10 protein-coding genes are annotated in these 19309 nt (G+C 59.1%); 5 read left to right on the plus strand and 5 right to left on the minus strand.

The genetic code is table 11. The features are described 5' to 3' along the window. The first annotated feature begins 43 nt into the window (after nucleotides 1-43). The 4 genes from BV071_RS03045 to BV071_RS03060 all read left to right on the plus strand — a co-directional run bounded on the left by BV071_RS03045 (nucleotide 44) and on the right by BV071_RS03060 (nucleotide 10201). A complete protein-coding gene (locus BV071_RS03045; protein ID WP_265594001.1) occupies nucleotides 44-1549 on the plus strand; it encodes a hypothetical protein in 1506 nt (501 codons plus the stop codon). Beyond that, entirely contained in the window at nucleotides 1546-2847 is a 1302-nt protein-coding gene (locus tag BV071_RS03050; protein WP_035601761.1) for a hypothetical protein, read from the plus strand. The genes BV071_RS03045 and BV071_RS03050 overlap by 4 nt, the downstream gene beginning before the upstream one ends. A 182-nt stretch (nucleotides 2848-3029) precedes the next feature. Then, the gene (locus BV071_RS03055; protein ID WP_035601764.1) at nucleotides 3030-9662 is read left to right on the plus strand and encodes an SIR2 family protein; all 6633 of its coding nucleotides are present in this window, start codon (nucleotides 3030-3032) and stop codon (nucleotides 9660-9662) included. 122 nt (nucleotides 9663-9784) lie between these two features. Beyond that, a complete protein-coding gene (locus BV071_RS03060) occupies nucleotides 9785-10201 on the plus strand; it encodes a hypothetical protein (RefSeq protein WP_035601767.1) in 417 nt (138 codons plus the stop codon). A gap of 8 nt (nucleotides 10202-10209) precedes the next feature. Here BV071_RS03060 and BV071_RS03065 read toward each other — a convergent pair whose 3' ends face one another. The 5 genes from BV071_RS03065 to BV071_RS03085 all read right to left on the minus strand — a co-directional run bounded on the left by BV071_RS03065 (nucleotide 10210) and on the right by BV071_RS03085 (nucleotide 17047). Then, nucleotides 10210-11673 (minus strand): hypothetical protein, encoded by a 1464-nt coding sequence (locus BV071_RS03065; RefSeq protein ID WP_265594002.1) that lies wholly within the window; start codon nucleotides 11671-11673, stop codon nucleotides 10210-10212. A gap of 260 nt (nucleotides 11674-11933) precedes the next feature. Further along, nucleotides 11934-13169 (minus strand): hypothetical protein, encoded by a 1236-nt coding sequence (locus BV071_RS03070; RefSeq protein WP_265594003.1) that lies wholly within the window; start codon nucleotides 13167-13169, stop codon nucleotides 11934-11936. Next, nucleotides 13166-14491 carry a hypothetical protein gene (locus BV071_RS03075; protein WP_035601776.1) on the minus strand — a complete coding sequence of 442 codons (1326 nt, stop codon included), beginning with the start codon at nucleotides 14489-14491 and terminating at the stop codon, nucleotides 13166-13168. The genes BV071_RS03070 and BV071_RS03075 overlap by 4 nt, the downstream gene beginning before the upstream one ends. A 232-nt stretch (nucleotides 14492-14723) precedes the next feature. Continuing rightward, entirely contained in the window at nucleotides 14724-15995 is a 1272-nt protein-coding gene (locus BV071_RS03080) for a hypothetical protein (RefSeq protein WP_035601779.1), read from the minus strand. After that, a complete protein-coding gene (locus tag BV071_RS03085; RefSeq protein WP_035601782.1) occupies nucleotides 15992-17047 on the minus strand; it encodes a hypothetical protein in 1056 nt (351 codons plus the stop codon). The genes BV071_RS03080 and BV071_RS03085 overlap by 4 nt, the downstream gene beginning before the upstream one ends. Before the next feature lie 428 nt (nucleotides 17048-17475). Between BV071_RS03085 and BV071_RS32425 the strand changes: the two genes are divergently transcribed. After that, on the plus strand, nucleotides 17476-19308 hold the full coding sequence (locus BV071_RS32425; protein WP_265594004.1) for an RNA polymerase sigma factor: 1833 nt from the start codon (nucleotides 17476-17478) through the stop codon (nucleotides 19306-19308). The last annotated feature ends 1 nt before the right edge of the window (nucleotide 19309 follow it).

Genomic DNA, 19309 nt, shown 5'->3' on the forward strand with positions numbered 1-19309 from the left:
CATGGACGAAAAGCGCGCGAACCGGGTTTGTTAGCATATCCTCATGCCACATCGACGCAGTCTTTCTATCACCTGTCTGACCCACGGTATCGCACTGACGGCGGGATGGTTGGCGTGGAGCCACTGGCAGGCACCAGCCGAGCGCGGGACGGGGCTTGAGGCTACGGGGACATCGCCCCAGACGCCAAGCAAGGGCACCGGGATTTCGACAGAGGATCTGTTGGCGAGCCTCAGCCCGGTATCGGCCAACAACTCAGCCCTCAAGGCCGAGGCGAAGCAGAACGAGGAACTTGACCGGCTGTTGGCGACGATGGAAGTACCCGAGGATCTAGCCGGGGCGCTCAACAAGGAGATCGCGGAATGGATCAAGGATGACAGGGACCGGCGCAAGCCCTCGCCCATGATCATGGCGCTGCTCTATCATTGGGCGAGCCGTGATGCCGCCGGGATGATGAAATGGGTGGAGACCGATGCGACGACCCGAGAGGCGATGATGTGGCATTCCTTGTGGGCGCTCCCCAAGGCGGTAAGAGACAAGGGGCCCGGCGTGCTCGCCGGCGGGGTGGGCAATTCATGGGGGAGCTTGTTTGCGGCCCATGCCATCGCAATAGGTCTGGCAGAGAGCGAAGACCCTGCACAGGCGCTCGCGCTGAAGTCCACCCTCACGGATGACCAATGGCAGCAAGTCCGCAGGCAATTTCAACAGAGCTGGCCCTTCACCCAAAAGGACACGCTGGCGAAGGTCGCCATCGCCGACAAGCAGCCGGAAATCCTCATGGAATTTGCCAAGCGCCACGGTGCAGAGGGCATGAAATGGCTGGGCGGCCAGCTTGCGGATGACTCGCTCGACCCAGCCTTCAAGGAGCAGCTGAGCAATAGCGCCGCCTGGAAGGACTACGTGAGGGACGATAGCACCATGCCGCTGGACCAGCGGGTGAAGCTACTCGCCGGCGAGAACCAGACGCCATCATCCGAGCTCTACGACCAGATCGCCACGAAGGACCTCGGCGCGATCCTCAAAAATGGCCGCGACTGGCGGAATGCCATTCGCCACGGCGAGGCGGATGCCGCCGAGGTCTTGGCCGCGATGGCCAAGGAATTGCCGGAACTTGCCGCCCGCGCCCCGGACGCCCTGCGGAACCGCCTCTTCACCGAACTGGTGGAAGAAGACCCGGAGCGCGCGATGTCCTTGTTGGACGGCCTGCCCGAGGCGGAGAAGGCGCAGATCGCGATGGATGCAGCAGGCCGCGCCTTCGGGAACATCGATCCGAATCAATTCCTCACCGCGCTCGGCAAGATCCCCACAGACACGCCGGAACTTTGGGATGCGCGTCTGGGGGCGTGGACGAAGAAGACGGTTCGCGATCATTTGCGCCTCGCTGAGGACTATACCGCGTGGGTTCGCGAGTTGCCGCCGGGCTTGGACCGCGAAATGGCTCTGTTCTCACTGGCGAAGAGCGTGCGGACAAAGGACGCCGCGCTCGCTGCCGAACTGAGCGGCGAGCTGACGGATGTCACCCTGAAGCAACGCCTGGAGGAAGGGCGATGAAATCACTCACACGCATTTTCAGTCACACCGCCGCAGCTGCCGTGGGTATCGCGCTCGCTGCGGCACTCGCCAAGCGCCCGGCCGAAGCATCCGCCGCAACGCCGGACTCCGGCAAAAGCGCAGCAGTCTCCCAAGAATCGCAGCCCGGCCGGACACCTGCAGCCCGCAAGCCGAAGGCAGAAGATTACCGCCGCGCCTGGCAAGCGCTGGCGGCGAAGGAGCACAACATCCTCGACCGCCGCTCAACCCAAATGAGCTTGTTGGAACGCTGGGCCGAAGTGGATCTGCAGGGCGCGCTGGAAGCCGCGATGGCCGAGGCTTGGGACAATGACTACAACCCGGGCTTCAATTCCTTCGACCACGTGCTGATCGGAGCTTTTGACACGGCATTCTCTGAGCGGCCGCTGGAGTCGTGGAAACTGATCGCGAGCGGAAGATTCGGGGTTGGCTCCCAGTTCTTACGCCGGGAGTGGATCAGCACAATGGCCAAGACGGATGGCGGGCTGGTGATCTCGATGCTCGGGGAGCTGCCGCCAAGCCTCCGGGAGTACGCCATCAATGTTACGATGAACGAACTCGAGACCAATCCCGCGCGGATGAAAGAAATGCTCGCGAAGCTGGCTGCAAACGGTGTCGGCACGGAAGCAGAAGATTGGATAAAGATTGCCGCGGCGCACCTGCCGGATGGTGGGGATCCGGCGGCGTTGCGTGAGGAATGGGCGGCACTGCCGGATGGAGCGCCACGAACCCTGGCGCTGATGAGCTGGGGCGCTAGCCTGAAGCGTGCGAATGCGGCAACGCTGCGGAGCGAGTGGGAGAAGATCCCGGCCGAGCAACGGGGGGAGGCGGCGAAAGCGATATTCCTGCCGATGAATGCCACTTCGCAGGAGGTGCTGACGGCGATCGGCCTGGCAATGGAGGCGGGCGAATGGTCCTTCGTTAAGGACAAGGCGACGGAGGACTTCCGCTATTATGCGATGCAGGCAGATCCGCTGAAGATGGCCAAGTGGGCGCTTGATCTGCCAGAGCGGCCGGAAACGGTCGAGTTCTTCCACCGCTCGGTGGACCGCTACATCGGCGATGACATGCCGCGGGCCAAGGAATGGCTGGAGTCCATGGAGCCGGGCGATTGGCACCGCGAACGCGGCCTGGCAGAGTATTCCCAGCAAGCATTGCGCCGGCACAACGACCCGGAGGCATCGCGCTGGGCGCTGGATCAGATCACCGATCCGGCCTTAAAGAAGACTGCCGAGGGCTGGCGGCAGGATTGGGAGAAAGAGAGTGGCCGAAACCGCTGAGGCTCCTGACGATAAAATAGGCCAGCTAGAACGATGCCTGGCAGCGGGCACCCGTGAGGCGAGCTTGGCCCCATTATTGCCTCTCGTTTCAAGTCAAACTTGTCGGCGGCATCAACTGCGCTTTCGAACAGTTACCCTTGGATATCTGCGGGCATTGTGCAACATCTCCTGCGCGGCAGGAAATGGATACCGAAACCCTCATCAACAAACTCAGGGACGCTCTTCTTAGGCGTCTGGTGGTCACAGTCACCGGCACAGGAGTTTCAGTCACGGCCTGCCAAGACCAAGCGGTCGAAGGGCTTCAGGTATCGAGGTGGACAGGACTCATTCTCCACGGGATCAAGCATTGCAGGGAAATTGGGGCCGCTAGCGAAGAGGTGGCAAAACAACTCCAATCCCGATTAGCAGTAGGCGACGTCACCTCGCTGATCACAGTTGCCGAACAGATTACGCAGATTCTAAAAGGACGTAGCCCTGGGGTCTTCAGGGGCTGGTTGAAAGACACTATTGGCGCCCTTCGCTCGTCGAACGGAGAAATCATCGAGATCCTCGATCGCATCCCCGGGATATTGGCCACGTTGAACTACGATAGCCTAATCGAACAAGCTACTGGACGACGATCCATCACTTGGAGAAATGCTGAAGGTACTGCAAACCTTCTGCGAGGCGACCTTCCTCCAAGCGTCCTGCACCTGCATGGCTTGTGGGAAGAGCCTGATTCAGTCGTTTTGGGCATTAGCTCCTACGAGGCCGTGAAGGGGGATGCCCACATACAAGCAGTCCTCCGACATTTCGCGGTAAGCAAAACTCTCCTCTTCGTAGGTTGTGGGGCCACATTTTCGGATCCCAACTTCTCAAGCCTGCTAGAGTGGGCGGGCGCCGCTTTACATGATGTTACCCCTCGACACTTTTTGCTCTGCCGGTCCAGCGAACTGGAAAAGTTGCAACAGGATCTGAAGATCGCCCCCTGGCTTCAGCTTCTTCCTTATGGAGAACAACATTCCGATCTTGTTCCGTTCCTCAAGAAGCTGATCGAGGGCACCACCATTGTGGGTGCCAGTTCGGACGGCGGGTTTGAGGGGCCCATCCAAAGGCCCCGCTCCTCAAGCCTGCATCTCACCGCGGATTTTCTGGATGAATTTGGCGCGGCCCAAAGCGACAAGCTCGACACCATCCGGAAACGGATGCGTGAGGGTCATGAAGCATCGGCCGAGGAGGAACTAAGGGCGATGAAAGCTTCCAGCGCCTGGAGCTTTCTACCCGCCGCAGTTCAAAGCCGAGCGCTCCGCACGCTTGCCATTCTCATTCTCAATCGAAGGGAAGACAAAGAGGAGGCCGCATTGCTGATAAAAGAGGCGAAGCAAGTCGATCCATCAGGGCGATTCGTTGTTGCGGAAGCCTTGCTTGTCCAAGCTGCGGAGGGTGCCGAGAAGGCGCTTCCTCTGATGGCAGAGCCCGCGAATCGGGAGGAATGGCATACCCGTGCAGTGCTCTTCCTCAACGCCAACAAAATCGAGGAAGCGCGATTGTTACTGGAATCTCCGTCATTTGAGCCTGACGCGGAGACCTACCGGTTGCTCACCCATGTTTACCTGCTCAAAGACGAAATATTAAATGCCCGGAAGTCCTCAGACTCCGCCCTGTCTTTGGGCTCTGAACAACACCAAGTCCGTATGGTAGCGGGAATAGTCGACTACCGAAGTGCGCTTTCTCCCAGCTTTAGGAATTGGACGAACTGGCTTTGGCCCTTTCCTCCCGCCTGGCGTTATGTGAAATGCGATCTAGGGAGCCGCGAAATGCTCCAGAGAGCCGCCGACCGGTTCGAGGAGATCGCGAAGAGCGAAATTCAACATTCCACACACTGGCTCTGGGCCAAGACTTGGCAGCTAGCCGCCACGGCCAACATTCCCGACGCACACTCTGCGGCGCAAGCCATCGCAAACGAACTGCTTTCGAGCGATCCTGCGTGGGTTCCAGCGATTGCGTGGGCAGCGGAAAGAGGCCTCGATTTCCCGCATGGCCCCTCCTTGTCAAAGCTTGAAGGAATTTGCCAAGGCACTCCCGATTTGGAGCATGTGCAAGCTCTCTACAGCCTGCTGACAACCACCGGCAATCACGAAGCCGCGCTCACCCTGATCGAGCAGCAGAAATCTGTCTTTGACCGGGACGAGCTGCACGACGTGTATCTCGCCTTTCAAGCCCAAGCTTTCCTTTTGAAGGGAGATGTGGAAAGGGCGGAGGAAGTGGTCAGCGGGATCTCCGGTGAAGCCATCACCGAAGCCAAGGGGGCAATCGTTCGCTACCGGGGAGATCACGACGGATGGACACCCGAGCTAGCTGCCCAACTAGCCGACGAGTTTGAACGAACGGGGTCCGACGTAAGCCTATTCGATGCTTGTATCGCTCACCATCGCGCGGGCGTTTCCGCTTTCGTCGTAAAGCACGCGGACGAACTGATGCGAAGATTCGGAACTGAACCCGCGCTCCGCCTAGCGATTGAAGCCACCTCAGCTGCCGCCGACTACAGCCTGTGCGAAAGACTGATGGAGCAATACCGAGCCGTCTTCCAAAATGGGGATTTCCCTCTGGAGGTGAAACGTCTGCACGCCATCTGCCTCAGGAAGCAGGGCCGGCTTCTGGAAGCGGAACAAGAACTTCAGCTGCTGGTAAAAAGCGACCCCACCTTGGAAGACCAACTCCTCCTGTTTGGACTTCAACTCGATATTGGTCAAGTTGCCAAGGCCACGGTCACGGCTACCACCATTCTTCAAGACCCGGAGGCCACTAGCGGAATGCTATTGCATGTTGCCGGGAAACTCAGTTCTGAAAACCCGAACTTCGCAAAAGCGGCTTTCGACCAAGTGATGCGGCGCGGCCTTCAATCTCCTCAGGAGGCCGCCTTCGCAATGAATCTCGGATTCACCTTGGGGCTGGATGACCAAGTGACCGGCGTCCTGAAGGAAGCGATCGCCTCAGCGGGAACGCCGGGCTCCCCGATGATCGGATTGACGATGGAGGAACTTCTGGAGCACCAACGCGAATGGCAGAACAATAGGTCCACGATTGAGCAGGACTATCGGAATGGAAGGATTGCTGTCCACGCCTATTCACAAAGCCTGAGAGAACCGCTCGCCCTGTTCTTCCACATCGCTCCTAGCGAAATCGAGACCAGCGAGGCCGTTCCGGCCAGAAGATGGAGCTTGCGAGCGAGACACGGATCGAAGCGGAGACCCAAGTCGCTTGGGGCTACCAAAAACTTCAGCATCTTTCTCGACATCACATCCATCCTTCTCGCCGCTCATCTCAACCTGTTGGAGAAAATCATCGGCGAATTCAGTTCGGTAGAGGTCTCCCCATCGGTTGTCGCGTCGTTGGGGAATCAACTTGAGAAGCTTACCTCAGCCCAGCCTTCGCGGATACCACCAAAGGAAGAAGTCCTGAGGTTGTGCGATGACAGAAAAATTAGCCTTCTGGAAAGTGCCGAGCTGTCGCCCGCAGCCAATTCGCGAATCGCGGAGCTTCTAGGGGAAGAGTGGGCGAAGCTTTTCGAATTTGCAGAAAGAACCGGAGCCATTCTCGTCGATTTCTTCCCACTGACGTCTAACGACGCCAAGATGATACCTGTGACCCTCGACTCCGACGCATTGATCCGCGTTAGAAGTTCCGGAGACATACTCGAAGCCGTTGAAGCGACTGGGGACCTCACCGCCACCCAGATCGAACTCGCAAAGGAACGCCTGGGCGAAGTCGGGAAGATCCAAACAACTACGCTGGATTTCAGCAAGTGTTCCTCGATCATCTTGGAAACCGGGATTGCCGAGCAATTGGCGTCAGCAGGTCTGCTGACGCGTGTTGCGTCGAAGGTTCGGGTTCTCCTGCGCTCGGACGAAGTCAACCAGATGCGTCTTGAACTGGCCGGAGCACGGGAAAGGGAAGGCCACACAGAGTGGATTCGGACTCTTAAGGACCAAGTCGCGGGCTATCTGGCCACGGGTAAGCTTAGGTTGGCACCCAATCCAGAGGCCGCGGGAAAAGCAGCAGAGGAACTCGATTCACCGATCATCAAGTGCCTCCACGACCTGTTGAACGAAGGTCGGGCCAAGGATACTCTGAGCTGCTGCGACGACCGTCTGATCGGCAGGTTCGAAACGATCGGGAAATCGCCGATCGTCGGCATGTTCGACATTCTGTGGCTGCTCCACCGCCGAAAGCGACTTCCCGAAGATGAACTCTTTCAAATACTTCATCGGCTGAGAGCCGGGAATGTCCGCTACATTCCGTTGTCAGCCCGCGAGATCGTATTTCATCTCACAAGAGCGCGAGTCGCTGGAGGTGAACTCATCGAAAATGCTGAACTCGCCACAATCCGTCGCTATGTGGCCGCATGCCTTCTCGACTCCGATTCTTTCCAGAGCTTTCCGCCAGGCACCCCGGAAATAGAAAAACTAACAGAAAACCTTTTCTTGAGCGGCCTTTATCTCGCCGCAAGCGAGGCCATTGGCATCCTTTGGAAGGACAAGTCCCTCAAAGAAGAATCCCGGCGTGCGGGAAGCGATTGGATTCTAGACGCTCTTTGGATCGACGTTGCGTCAATATTTGCACTCTCCACTCAAAACAAGCTACCATCCAACCCTGAGCTGCATGGCATGAGCGAGAGCCACCTGCTATTCCTCAGTGGGGACTTCGGCAAGGAATCGAAGTCTTTTATAGAATGGGTCTTTTCCAGATGGGGTCTTGACGGTGCCCGCACAGTTGGCTTCGCCTCTCGTTTCAAGAAAGATCTGATCGAGTTCGCCACAAAGGGAAAGCCCGGCGAAGAAGCGGCTCGACAAAGCATTGCCGCACGCCTGCTCCAAAATCTTCCCCGCTCGATAAGCGAAGCCCTAGAATTCACTCCCGCCGAGCTGAAACTCGTAAATCTCAAAAGGTTCGATCCCGTTTGTCTCGGGGAGATCAGTTTCGACGGCAAAACCCTTTGGCCAGCTGCCCGACTGGCTCAGAAGGGTAAACCTCAGACGATCAAATCCGAGCAACCCTCTGGCTCCCAATTCTCACTTTCGTTTCTTAATGATGGAAATAAGTCATTGGCATTTGCCCCGCTGGGCGGTGGAAAGGGTTTCAAGACTTCCATTCCCGGGATTCACGGCCTGCTAAGTGACGACAGCGAGACGCGGTACAAATCGATGATGATGCTACGGCGAAGATTCGATCAATCTTCGAAGCAGGCTGACCTGCACTTCCGCAGAATTTCAAAAGCAAGGCGCGTCGACCTGAGGGTGAGAGAGGCGCTATCGTTGCTAGATCGCTCGGAAACTAACCAAATTCAGGGCCTCCTTACCCAGATCCGAGAAGAGAATCAAATCGACCTCGCCGCTGCTGAACCCCACGGTATCGCATCCATCCTTAACCATCTTCGTCTCCCTCCGACCATCGGCACCAACGAGCTTCCTGGACTCTTCAATGATGGCATCTCCTTGCTCGTTCAAGACGAGGGCTTCGAGGAAGCATTCGCGCGGGCAGCAACTCTCCCCATTTCAATGCCGCAGGCAATCTACTCCTCCTTTGAGGAGCTTGGGCCGGAGGCACAACAGAAGTTCACGAGCCACTTGGACCTCAATGAGACCTCTCTTCTTTTGAAGTTCCAGGGCGCCCTTCTGCTACTCAGAGGCGGTGATGCAGACCAGAACCAAGGACTGGCGCTTCTCTCGAAGCTTTTCCAACCGGAGCTCGCGGACAGGTGGCTGCTTCTTCAGGCCATTCTTGCGTGGACGATCCAGAAACTTCGGCTGCGTGAGAAAAGAGAACTGATTCGCAGCACGTCGCTGATCGCCGCGACCTGGATTCATTCGGCCCGCCTATTCCAACTGCTGTCGGTTGGCGACAACCCGGCCCAGCTAATCAAACTTTTCCGCGGTAACACTCCGACACTTGGGGCACGCATGTTTGACATGGATGAGGAAGGCTCCGCGGATGTGTCCCATCCTCGAGCCTTCAATTTCCTGCGCTTTCTGGTTTCAGGGATTTCAGCTAGCCTAGTTGGCGCGCAACTAGGAGAAGCAGCTCGTTTGGAGCTTCTTGCCCTTTTGGAGAAGTCGTGTTTTTCGACCGACTCCCTCATCTTTCTTATCAAGCAGCGACTGGGTGCAAAGAACAGCCTAGGCTCTTTTCTCGGAGACATCAGCTTTGAAGCCAATTTTGCCGGCAACCCTGCGGCAAGTCTGGATCAAATTTCCAAGACGGCGGTGGAATCTCAAGTATCGGAATACCTCGACCTCATTCATGAGAATCCTTCGAGAGCGGAGGCTTGGATCGGCCTCGCTGCATACCTTTCTGCCGACGCCGCGCCGGGAGTCCATTTTGAACGGCTTTCGGACGCCCTTCTGAAGCTCGACTTCGGCAGCTTCACAGACCCGACTTTCGAGCAGCTTCGAATGATAGCGTCATTCTCGTTTCGACAGATGGGCTGCTCAGCCAAAGGAACATTCGAGGATTGGCTCCTCAAGCTGCACCAACTGGCGAAAATTCTCCAAGACCCCGCGAGGGATTACCCAAAGAGGGAGAGCAGCCATCTGCTGGCGAATTGCGCACTCTGGTCCTGCGACTCAGCAGGGGCCGGAGTTGCTTCCGCACGGGCATTTGCGGATGCGATCGCTCAGATCTCCCGCAACCATCCTGCCCACGCTGATATTCTATTAAAATCCCTGTCCTGGGTCGCAATGCAACAGCCCACTCAATATCACGCTGCAATGTGGCCCAGCATCGTTGAGATTCGTGCTCTGGCCAGGCGCATGGAAAATTTCCGTCTCAATGACTAGGCTATCGCGGGTCGTAAAACACCACCTCTCATGGCCTCTCCACGCTTCGGATCCTCAACAAGAAGCCAGGCCCGGATCGCTTCTCACCGCTGATTTTTTGGGAACTTAACTTCACTTGGCTCATGCGCACCGCTTGGTATCGTTCCCTCGTCTTCTGGTTCGGCTTGCCAGTCATTGTCTTCCTCGTCTGGGCCTGGATAGATTCCATGTATCGGACCACCCTCTTTGAGATGTCGATCGCGGGTAAGCCCGTGCATCTTTCCCATTGGGGAGGCCATGTTTCGGTAAGCTGGGCCAAGCCCTACCTCCGATCCTCCGCTTCATGGGAGCTATTGATGCGGACACAGGCTCCACGCCCCGGAGCCCAGTGGTTCCCGCTCCCCAGCCATGCATCGCCCCACAATCTGGCCAATGCCTATGGGCATGATGTCTCCATACCGCACTGGCTCATCCTCTTGGCTTACGCCGGACTCTGGCAACTCCCCTGGCTGGTGAGGTACTTCAGGCGGAAGGGCATCGCCCGCCCACTGGAGGCTTAATGACCAGCTCAGGGAACCTTGATCGGTTCAAGCCTGGCATTCGCCTCTTTGAACTTTGCGGGTGCCGATAAGGTCCGCGTTGCCGGATCCCACACGAATGGGTCACCCGTCAGGGGCTCCACCGAAGGATCCTCGCCCGCCACGATGGCCAAGGCCGCGGTACGCATCGCCTGCTGCGAGCGACCGATCAGAAAGCCCTTGAAACAGCTATTGAAGCTATCACCCAAGCTCATCGAGAGAAGGGAACGCTCGTCTTCCGTGAGGCTTGTTGCGGAAGCTTCTGTCAGGATTGGCGCTGCCACTTGTGCCCAACCGGCCTCCTGCCCAGCCTTCGCGACCAACTTCATCTGTTCCGAATAAAAAGAGATGATCTCTTCCGGATGCGGGAATTTTTGAGTCCCCAAAGGGTCTGCACCGAGAAACTGCGGCAGGAAGTACTCCAGCATCCCGACATTCCATTCGCCGAGGGCGATGCGATTGAGATCTGCGTCCTCCTTCAATGCGCGGCCCATTAGCTCGCGGGCCCTGGCGAGCCCTTCTGCGTCTCCGGCAAGCCCGGGTAGTCCGAACTCCACCAGATCGCGAGCAACGCGGTGCCGGATTCCCGCAGCAGTCACCGCCACACTCAAAGACGGAGCTTCAATCGCATCGTAGTGGTTCGCCAACCCCAAGGCCGCAGCCTGACTGCGAGCGGCTGCGCCAGCATCGCCTGCGCCCGCGGCGTAGCGGGCGTGCAAGAGCAGCAGCAATTCCTGGTCTCCCCTGCCCGCACGCATCGCACTGTCAAAGCGATCGCGCGAGATGCCCTTGCACGATTGGGAGGGAAGCTCCCCGATTCGCAGGAGTTGTTCGAGGATGTCCTTGTGCTCGGCGAACCATCGGGTTGCAGCGGCTTGGTCAAACTCTTTGCCCTCCATAGCGGCATCCCGGAAGGCATCGAAGCCGGGAAAACCTCCTCCAGCCAGTTTCTCCAGGAACAAGATCAGTTGCAGATGGCCGTTCTGTTCATCGGGAACGTCGCGATAGGTGATCGCGAATTCCGGGTACTTCTCCAGCAACTCGGCGTGCCAACGCTTCGCGGCCTCGCGGATCGCATCGTGATCAAGCTTGGCGTATGGGCGGTCAGTGGTCTTGCCGGAGCCAGCGGATGACGAATGCTCTACAGTCATTCCTGCATCCCGTGTTCTTGCGCTACCTGCCTTTTGCCACAGGAACAGACCAACCAAGGCGGCGCTCACCACCAGAATTCCGAACGCAACGATACCCCTTCGTGATGATGCCATAATGCTGTCGTGTGATTCATCCTTCCTAAAACCACCGGCCTTAGAATATGTCTGCGAAGCAGTAGACCCAAGGCGCCTCGTGTTAACCTCATCCTTCGCCCTCTGTGGCGCGTGGCCACGGGACCCATCAGAGAGGGCTGATGAGGCCAAGCCACAGCTTCCCAATAACGGCAAATTCTTAGAAGCCAAGCGTGCTTAGCGACCTTTCCTGGATCGCAGGTTCGTCTATAATCTCAATCCACTTCCGCTCCGACTCACGGCTTAAAGCCAAACAAGTGACTTGAGTGAGCAACAAGATTGTTCCGGACCTTGGTCATTCCCGCTAGCCACATACCGATCCCTCAACTCGGAAATATTAAATCGCCTCCCTGATTGGGGATGACCGGAAGCGGTCGGGCAGCGATGGTGGCAGGAGAGGCTTCCCTTTCGTCTCGGCCTGCTACAATTCCCTATCGAGCTTCGGGCAGAAGCGCCCTCACCTGCTGACGCCCGGAATCCGACATCTGCAGATTCTCCATCAAGGCTTCGAACTTCCCGCCCACCTCAGAGCGCTTGGCCGGGTCGGCAAGCTCTGCAGGATCATATGACCGCAGCCGACGCTCGAGCGCACGGACGCGCAAAGATTCACTGTCCATGGCGCGCAAAGCGGTAAGAGCCTTGCCCTCGGATTCCAACTTCAACATGAAGTATTGCGCCAGATCCAAGCGGTCCTGATCCTCCGGCAGGTTTTTTATCAGTGCCCCGATGCGCTCGTCGCTCGCCGCGCGGACTCCCAGGCTGAGAGTGAAGGCCCCGCGACGGCCTTCATCGATCATTCCTGCAAGTTCGCCGATCCAACGGGTCGCCTCCTCCTCGGAAGTCATGGAGGCGCGTCCGTCCAGTGCCGCCGCACCTACAACCAACCAATCCACCTTTCCTTTCTCCGCGAAACCATCTTTAAGAAACTGTGCCGCAGCCTCTGGATCAGCGGCCGCCAGATAGCGGAGCGTGCTGCGGCACGAGAACTCATCCGCAGAATTCCGCATGTAACCCGTGAAGTCGAAGCCATCGGCGAATTCGGGAACCTTGCCGAACATCTTGGAATTGTAGAGTTGCTCGATTTCCAACAGATCTGAACTGCCGCGCATGCGGGCCGCCTGCCGGGCCGCTACCGAAACGTAGTCACCATGGACCCTACCGTGAGCTGCCGCCAGACGATCGACCCATTCTCGCGCCACCTTCGGCTCCCGGCACGCGGCGGCCTCCACCATGGCAGAAAACATCTCTCGCCTGCCACTTTGCTCCGCCCATTCCAAAGCTGGAATCCCTTGGCGCTTGAACAACTCGGCGGCAGCAAGCTTCACCGCAATGTTCATCCGCTTGCGCAGCTGCACGTCGAGCCATGATTTGTCCTCCCATCCTTCCAGAAGAGCCCGCAATTCCGTATCCTTCATCCGCTCGATGACACCGATCAATTCCCCACCTTCCAGTTGTTCTTTCACGTCGGCCCGCAGAGTCCGGTAGTCATGCGCCTTGCTTTGGGCGCTTGAATTCACCGGCCCGCGACGGACTTTTGCCGCGGCATCGGGCATCACCGCTTCCCCACGGCGTGATGCGGGCACCATTGCTCCAAGTCCCCAACCCAGTAGGAAACCAACGCCGCAGGCCACCACCAGCAATCCTCCCTGACGCCAAACTTTTTTCACTGGTGCCCGCCTTTCTTCTTCGCCAATGCGGCCAATTCGTCGATGCGCTCAGGTGCTACAGCCCATCCCGCCAAAGCGTTCCGCAGAGCCTGCTCGTCCGCCGCGGAGATCGGTCTGCCGACATCATCTCGGCGATATTCAAGAGCTGCCTGAACCAGCTCCAAGCGCTGCTCTGAATCGCCCTCTGCAGCGAACAGGCGCATGGCCGTTCCCACGTCTTCGCCCATCGCATGCTTCGCGGAGGCCACCGAAGCGCGAGCCTTGGCGAGTGGGTCGGTCAGGGATTCGACGAAGGCCTCCACGGCGGCGGGCTCGCAGCCCATGATCTCGGCTCCCTTCATTGCCATGTCGAGCTGCTCGTCGGAATCCAGGGTGGCGATCAATTTCCCGAGTCTTCCGGCATTCTCTGGCAAGTCAGGCTTATCGGTGCGAAGCCCGGGATAAAAGCCGGCAAAGATCGATTCTTTAGGATCCACGCCGGTACTGCGATGAAGCTCGATCATGGCGGCAAAGGCGGTCTCCGGATCCTGCTTCAGCCATGCCTGATTGAAAAAGCGCGCCCGGTTCTCGGCAATCAATCGCGACATCTCCGGTGCCCGGGAGAACGCAGGGAAGTCGAAGCCCGGGGGAAATCCAGTATTGCCCGACATCAAGGGCAGCTTCTCCTCCCTCAGGCGGGCCAAAAACTCGTCGGCCATCTCCGGCCCTTTTCCCAACGCGTCGGTCATGGCATTGCCGATGATATCGCCGCATTTGCTCCCATCCGGCCCGAGGAATGCGTCGCGATGCTGCGCCACGAAATCCAATCCTTCCGCGGCTCGTTCCCTTGGCCAGCCGGAGGAAATCGCCGTAGCCATGCGGGCACGGGTCATCTGGGAAGGAATCGACTGCCACCATTCCGCGGCTGCTTCCGGATCCCGGGAGGTCCATTCCTCCAGTAGCATCTGGAGTGTTGCGATCGCTGGACCATTCAGGGTAAGCTCAGGATCCTTCATGCCTGCTTCCAAAGCAGACCTCAGCTCTTTCTCATCCCAAGCCGCCATCCTCTCCTTCCGGCCCGGCCCCTCTGCCAGTTGACGATCCACCCATTCCCTGAACTCCCCGGCAGTAAGGTGGGCGCGCTCACCGGTCTGCGATGATCTGACCGCCAGCGGCTCACCGCCTTCACTGGTCGCGGCGGATAGCTGAGACTTCCGGGCCACCGCCCAGCCCAGCAGCCCGGAAAGGATAGCAGCGACGACAAGCCACCCCACACCCCTCATTCCGTGGAACGACAACATCAGCCACATGTCTAGCCGCGCTGACAGAAGCTGGTCAAGCATGGGAGAAATTCGCCGCCGCGCCGTTGATCGAGGAGGTCGGAGTCCCACCTTCCGCCCCAACGAGAGACGGAGTTCCGATCCTGCCTCTTTTCTGACCGACACGACCAGCCTGCCTCAAACCGCTGCGGACAATGCCCCACCCCTAGGATCCGGCCGGTCCGGCACGGCGTATGCCAAAGATCGCGACGACATCCGATCGAGGCCCGCACCTTTCCTCAACCCCAACTGCAACCTATTTGCCTCCTCCACTGCGGCTCTCGATCTCCGCCGTCACCTGATTGCGCATGGCTTCGGGGAGCTTCACGGTCTGCATCATGGTTTCGAGCACCCCTCGGAGCCGGTCGCGGGAGCTCGGCGGCATCTTCTCGAATCCGAAGGTCCGGACGTGATTGAGCAAGACTTCGGTCCGCCGCTGATCAGAATCCAAGGCAGCCAGCGCCGCAGCACCTGCCGGCGAGCCGCTGCTGCTGGCGGCCACGGCTCGTTGGGCGAGCTTCATGCGGTCCGCATCGTTACCCAACAAGGGGATCAGCGTTCTCACGGTCTCGACTTCCAAAGTGCCATTCAGTCCGAAATAGCCGAGCGCCTTGTTGCGTTGCTCTGAGGTCAATTCAGCAAGCTTGGGCGCCAACCATTCCGCCGCCTTGGCGGGACCAGCTACAGCTGCCACTCCATCGAAGAGACAGGGAAAATATCCGCCCGCTCCCGCGGCACCACTATTGGTCAGTTCCTTGAAGCCGGACCACGCGGCCTCCCTATCCTTCGCCGACCAATACTGGAAGGTATTGCGCATCCCTTCCTTGAATGCGGGAGGCATGCCAGTGAAGAAGCGGTGAAAGTCGAAGTCCTCCGGCAAAGTGCCCGTGGGCAGCATGAATTGATTCAGCAGGTCGCCGTAAGTCTCCCGTAGCTTGATCAAATCCTCCGCACCACGATCCGTTGCTCCGCCGATCATCGGATAGATGAATGACTTCGCGGCACCCTCGCCGAACTCCTTTGCGTAGTCGTCGAACTTCGCCTTGTAGGCGATCGGATCCGCTTCGAGTGCCGCCTGCAGAATCCGGGGATAGAGGGCCTTGCGGACTCCATCGCCCAATCCCGCCACCCAGTCGAAGGCCGCCGCACCCTCCCGCTTGAACAGCTCCTTCGCTGCGGCCTGAGCAGAGATCCCAGAGGTCTGCGGATCCGCGTGTTCATCCCTCGCCAAGTCCACCAAGAGCGCGCGGAGCTCGCCCTTGTCGAGACGCTCCATCTCCCGGGCGACCGGATTACCGGAGGACTCGTGCTGCCGGCTCCACTTCAGGAGCGAGACAAGGTCGTGCTTGGCCGGTCCTTCGTCTGGATCAGCGGCCGTCTTCGAGGCCGGTGCATTGCCCGCTACCTTCGACTGCGTGGTGGGCGATACAGGCGGATTCCCGCCAGTAGGACTCTTCGCACGCATCACCAGGAAGCCCACCAAGGCTCCTGCCACCGCGACACCCGTGAATGAGATCGCCTGCTTCATTTCTTGAGTTGATCCACGATTGATTGAATGCGCGCCGCATCTGCATTCCATGCGGTGAGCTTGCTGCGGATGAATGCTTCATCTGCCGGGCTCATCGGCCGGTGTCCGCTGGCAAAGAGCTCACCGGGAGTGGCTTCCTCCAGCGCGCGAAGGCGCTCCGCTGGTTCGCCCAAGGCCTCAAGCGCGGCCAGGGAGCCGCGGGTATTCCCAGCGTAGATCTGTTGCACCACGGCCTTGCGGAGAAGCTCCTGCATGGCCGGCGAGCGGACTTCCTTGGCGAAACTCGTGACAGCGGCATCGGGCATCCGGACCCACTCTGCCTGCGTCTTCTCGAAGTACTCGGACTGTTGTGTCGCATCCAGCGCTTCAATCCTTTTGCCCAGCCAAGCCAAACGCTCGGACCCGGGATCCTCATAACCATACCACTCGGACAAGCCGAGTCCGGCCACGCCTTGCTTCTCCAGCAGCCAGGCAAAGGCCCCTTCCGGATCCTGCTGGCGGAATGCGCGGACGGCCGACTCGCGCACGCCACCTTCGTCCAGCCCCTGCCACACCTGTCCCTCAAACAAGCCCTTGAAGTCGAAACCCTCGGGAAAGCGGAGGGAGTTCTCGAAGTCCAAGCTGAACCCCTCCTGCTTGAGCCTCGTCAGCATCCCCTCGACCCCTGCGGGCCCTTGGGTGGCTGAGGCCTGGATGTTCTTGGCCAGGATCGACCATCCGACGCTGCCCGGGAACAGGGATCGGTGACCGAGCAGAAAGTCGAGACCGGCCGCTGCCCGTTCCTCCGGCCAGGCGGAGGGAATGGTGTAGACAAACCGCTTCTTCGCCCCTTCGAAAGCGATACTGTCAAACCAAGCCACCGCGGCATCAGTATCCCGCTTCAACAGCTCCTTCAGAAGCGAATTCACCACGCCCATGCCACTTCCGGTGGTCGTCAGGCACTCCGGATGGACAAGGCTCTGGTCCAGCGCAGCCCGGATTTCGGCATTCGTCCAAGTGGCCCACAAATCCTTGTAGGGATCATAGGTCCGCGCCTTGAGCGCCGCCATCATCTCGGCGGACGCCTTCTGGAAATCCGCCTTCCCCCATTTGGCGGGTGCCTCACGTCGCGGCTGGGCGGGCTCCGGCGCTATGGGAGGATCTACCGAAGTTTTTGCTCCCGTCCCACGTCCTACAATCCCACCGCCGAAGGCGCTGAGAGCGAACACCAAGAGATATCTCCACATCGCATCTTCTTCAACCGGGCGAGGGCGGCAGCGTCAATGCCATTCCAACGGATTGGCCGCAGCACCGGTGGCCACCGAAAATTTGGCGATTTTTTCCGTTCGGTTTTCGCCAGTGTCTCCGCGTAGCTGTTGAAGATTCAGGGTGCCGCCACCTGCTGCCTCCCTTCCCTATGAGCCAACACACGACCATCGACGACGGCGACCTTCTCCGGGAGTTCTTCCGGACGCGGGACGAGCGGCCGCTGCGGACCCTGATGGATCGCCATTTGCCCCTGGTCTACTCCGTGGCTTTGCGAGTTTCCGGCAGTCCCGAACTCGCCGCCGAAGCGGCCCAAGACGTGTTTCTCGAACTGATTCGCACACCCGCCGTCATGAAGAAAGAGGTTGCCCTCCTGGCATGGCTTCATCGTGGCGCCCGCCATCGTGCGATCGATATGATCCGCTCGGAGATCGCCCGGAAGCGGCGCGAGCGTTCGGCGATGGCAGATGCCAGTCACGATAGCGAAGCCTTGTCCGGCGAGGCCTTGGCGATGCTGGATGAGGTGATCGAAGGTCTTCCGGCCCGCGACCGGCAACTGGTCTTGGCGCGCTATTTCGCAGGCCATTCGCTGGCGTCCATCGGATTGACCGCCGGCCTATCCGAAGATGCGGTCCGCATGCGCCTGGCGCGGGCGTTGGAGAAAATGAGAGCGGCATTTGGTGCGCGCGGCATTGCGGCGAGCGCCGCAATGCTTGCCAGCAGCCTGCCGCTTCAGGCGGTCACTTCTGTGCCTCCCATGCTTTCTAGCGGCATTCGCGCAACGGTCACCGCTGCTGCCAGCACCGCCTCGTCAGCCTCCTTCTTTTCCTATTTCACTGCCATGAACTCCACTCAAAAGGTCCTTGCAGCGGTGATTCTGCTTCTGGCTGCTGGAGCGGCAGGCAAAGCCTATTTCCAATCCACTACTCCGTCCGCGCTACCTAGTGCTCCTCCGGCCAGCTCGGCGGCCACTCACCATCCCGGCAACACCTCGGTCACCACCCCAATCAGCATGGCCTTCGCCACTGACGAGGCGGCCCGCATTGACCGCGTGCTGCAGTGGCTGAAGGACACCAGCCCTGAAGGACAGAATGAAACGATGCGCCAGCGGGCGATGGTCAGTCAGCTTGGTTTGGGCGCGGTCAGGCTGCTGCTATCGGATCCAGCCCTCATCAAGGACATTCAAGGCCCGGAGCGGGACGATGGATTTCCAAATCCTGTCTATCCTCGTCGGGACGCGCTTGGGAGTTTCCTTTGGGAACAGTTCGGCAAGCTCTCGCCACAGGAGGCGCTTGATCGGCTGGCAACCATAGGAGCGCAACCGGAAGCGAGTTTCGAGCACACGGGATCAGCCTTGATAGGAGTGGCCAAAGCCGACCCGGCTCTGGCACTTCACTTCCTAGGCGATCTACCTGAAAGGGTCACTGAATCCTCGATCATCTACAGCTTGGAGAGCCTCATGCCCTCGCTCGTCAAGTATTCCAAGCAAGAGACTTTCAGGGCAATTCTTTCCATGCCCGAACTGTCACAACGCGAGGCCTACCTCGCATATGTCGGCGCACTTCCGCAGGGGACCGACTGGCCTACGGAGATTGACCAACTCAAAAGTGGGCTTCCCGGCTTCGAAGAGGGGGCTTCCGGCTCACTGGCGGGAAGATGGGCCTGTTCCGATCCGGATGCTGCCTTCGGATGGTTGGCCGCAGCATCCAAGGATTCGAGCTTCGGCTATCTCGATGCCATCCGGTGCTGGATGTGGCGCGAACCATCCCAAGCCATCAAGTGGCTCGGAAGCTGGAATCCGGATGGGTTGGACCGTGACCGCCTCTTCGCCAATGTTCTCGTCTATGGCGGCGCTGGTGACATTCGCATGGTGGACGGTCTTCTCGAGCTAATCTCCGCCCCCGACGCGAGGACGGCCGCCGCGCAGCAAACCATGAAGAACATGGGCGACGGGATGGAGACCGAAGAACTCAGGCATCTCCAAAACTCGCCCCTGCTCTCCGTGGAGGCGAAGAGGAGCATCGAAGAAACCATACTGGCGAACCAAAACTCTGGCCTCCGCGAGTAGT

Source organism: Haloferula sp. BvORR071, from assembly GCF_000739615.1.
In the GTDB taxonomy this organism is placed as follows: Bacteria; Verrucomicrobiota; Verrucomicrobiia; order Verrucomicrobiales; family Akkermansiaceae; genus Haloferula.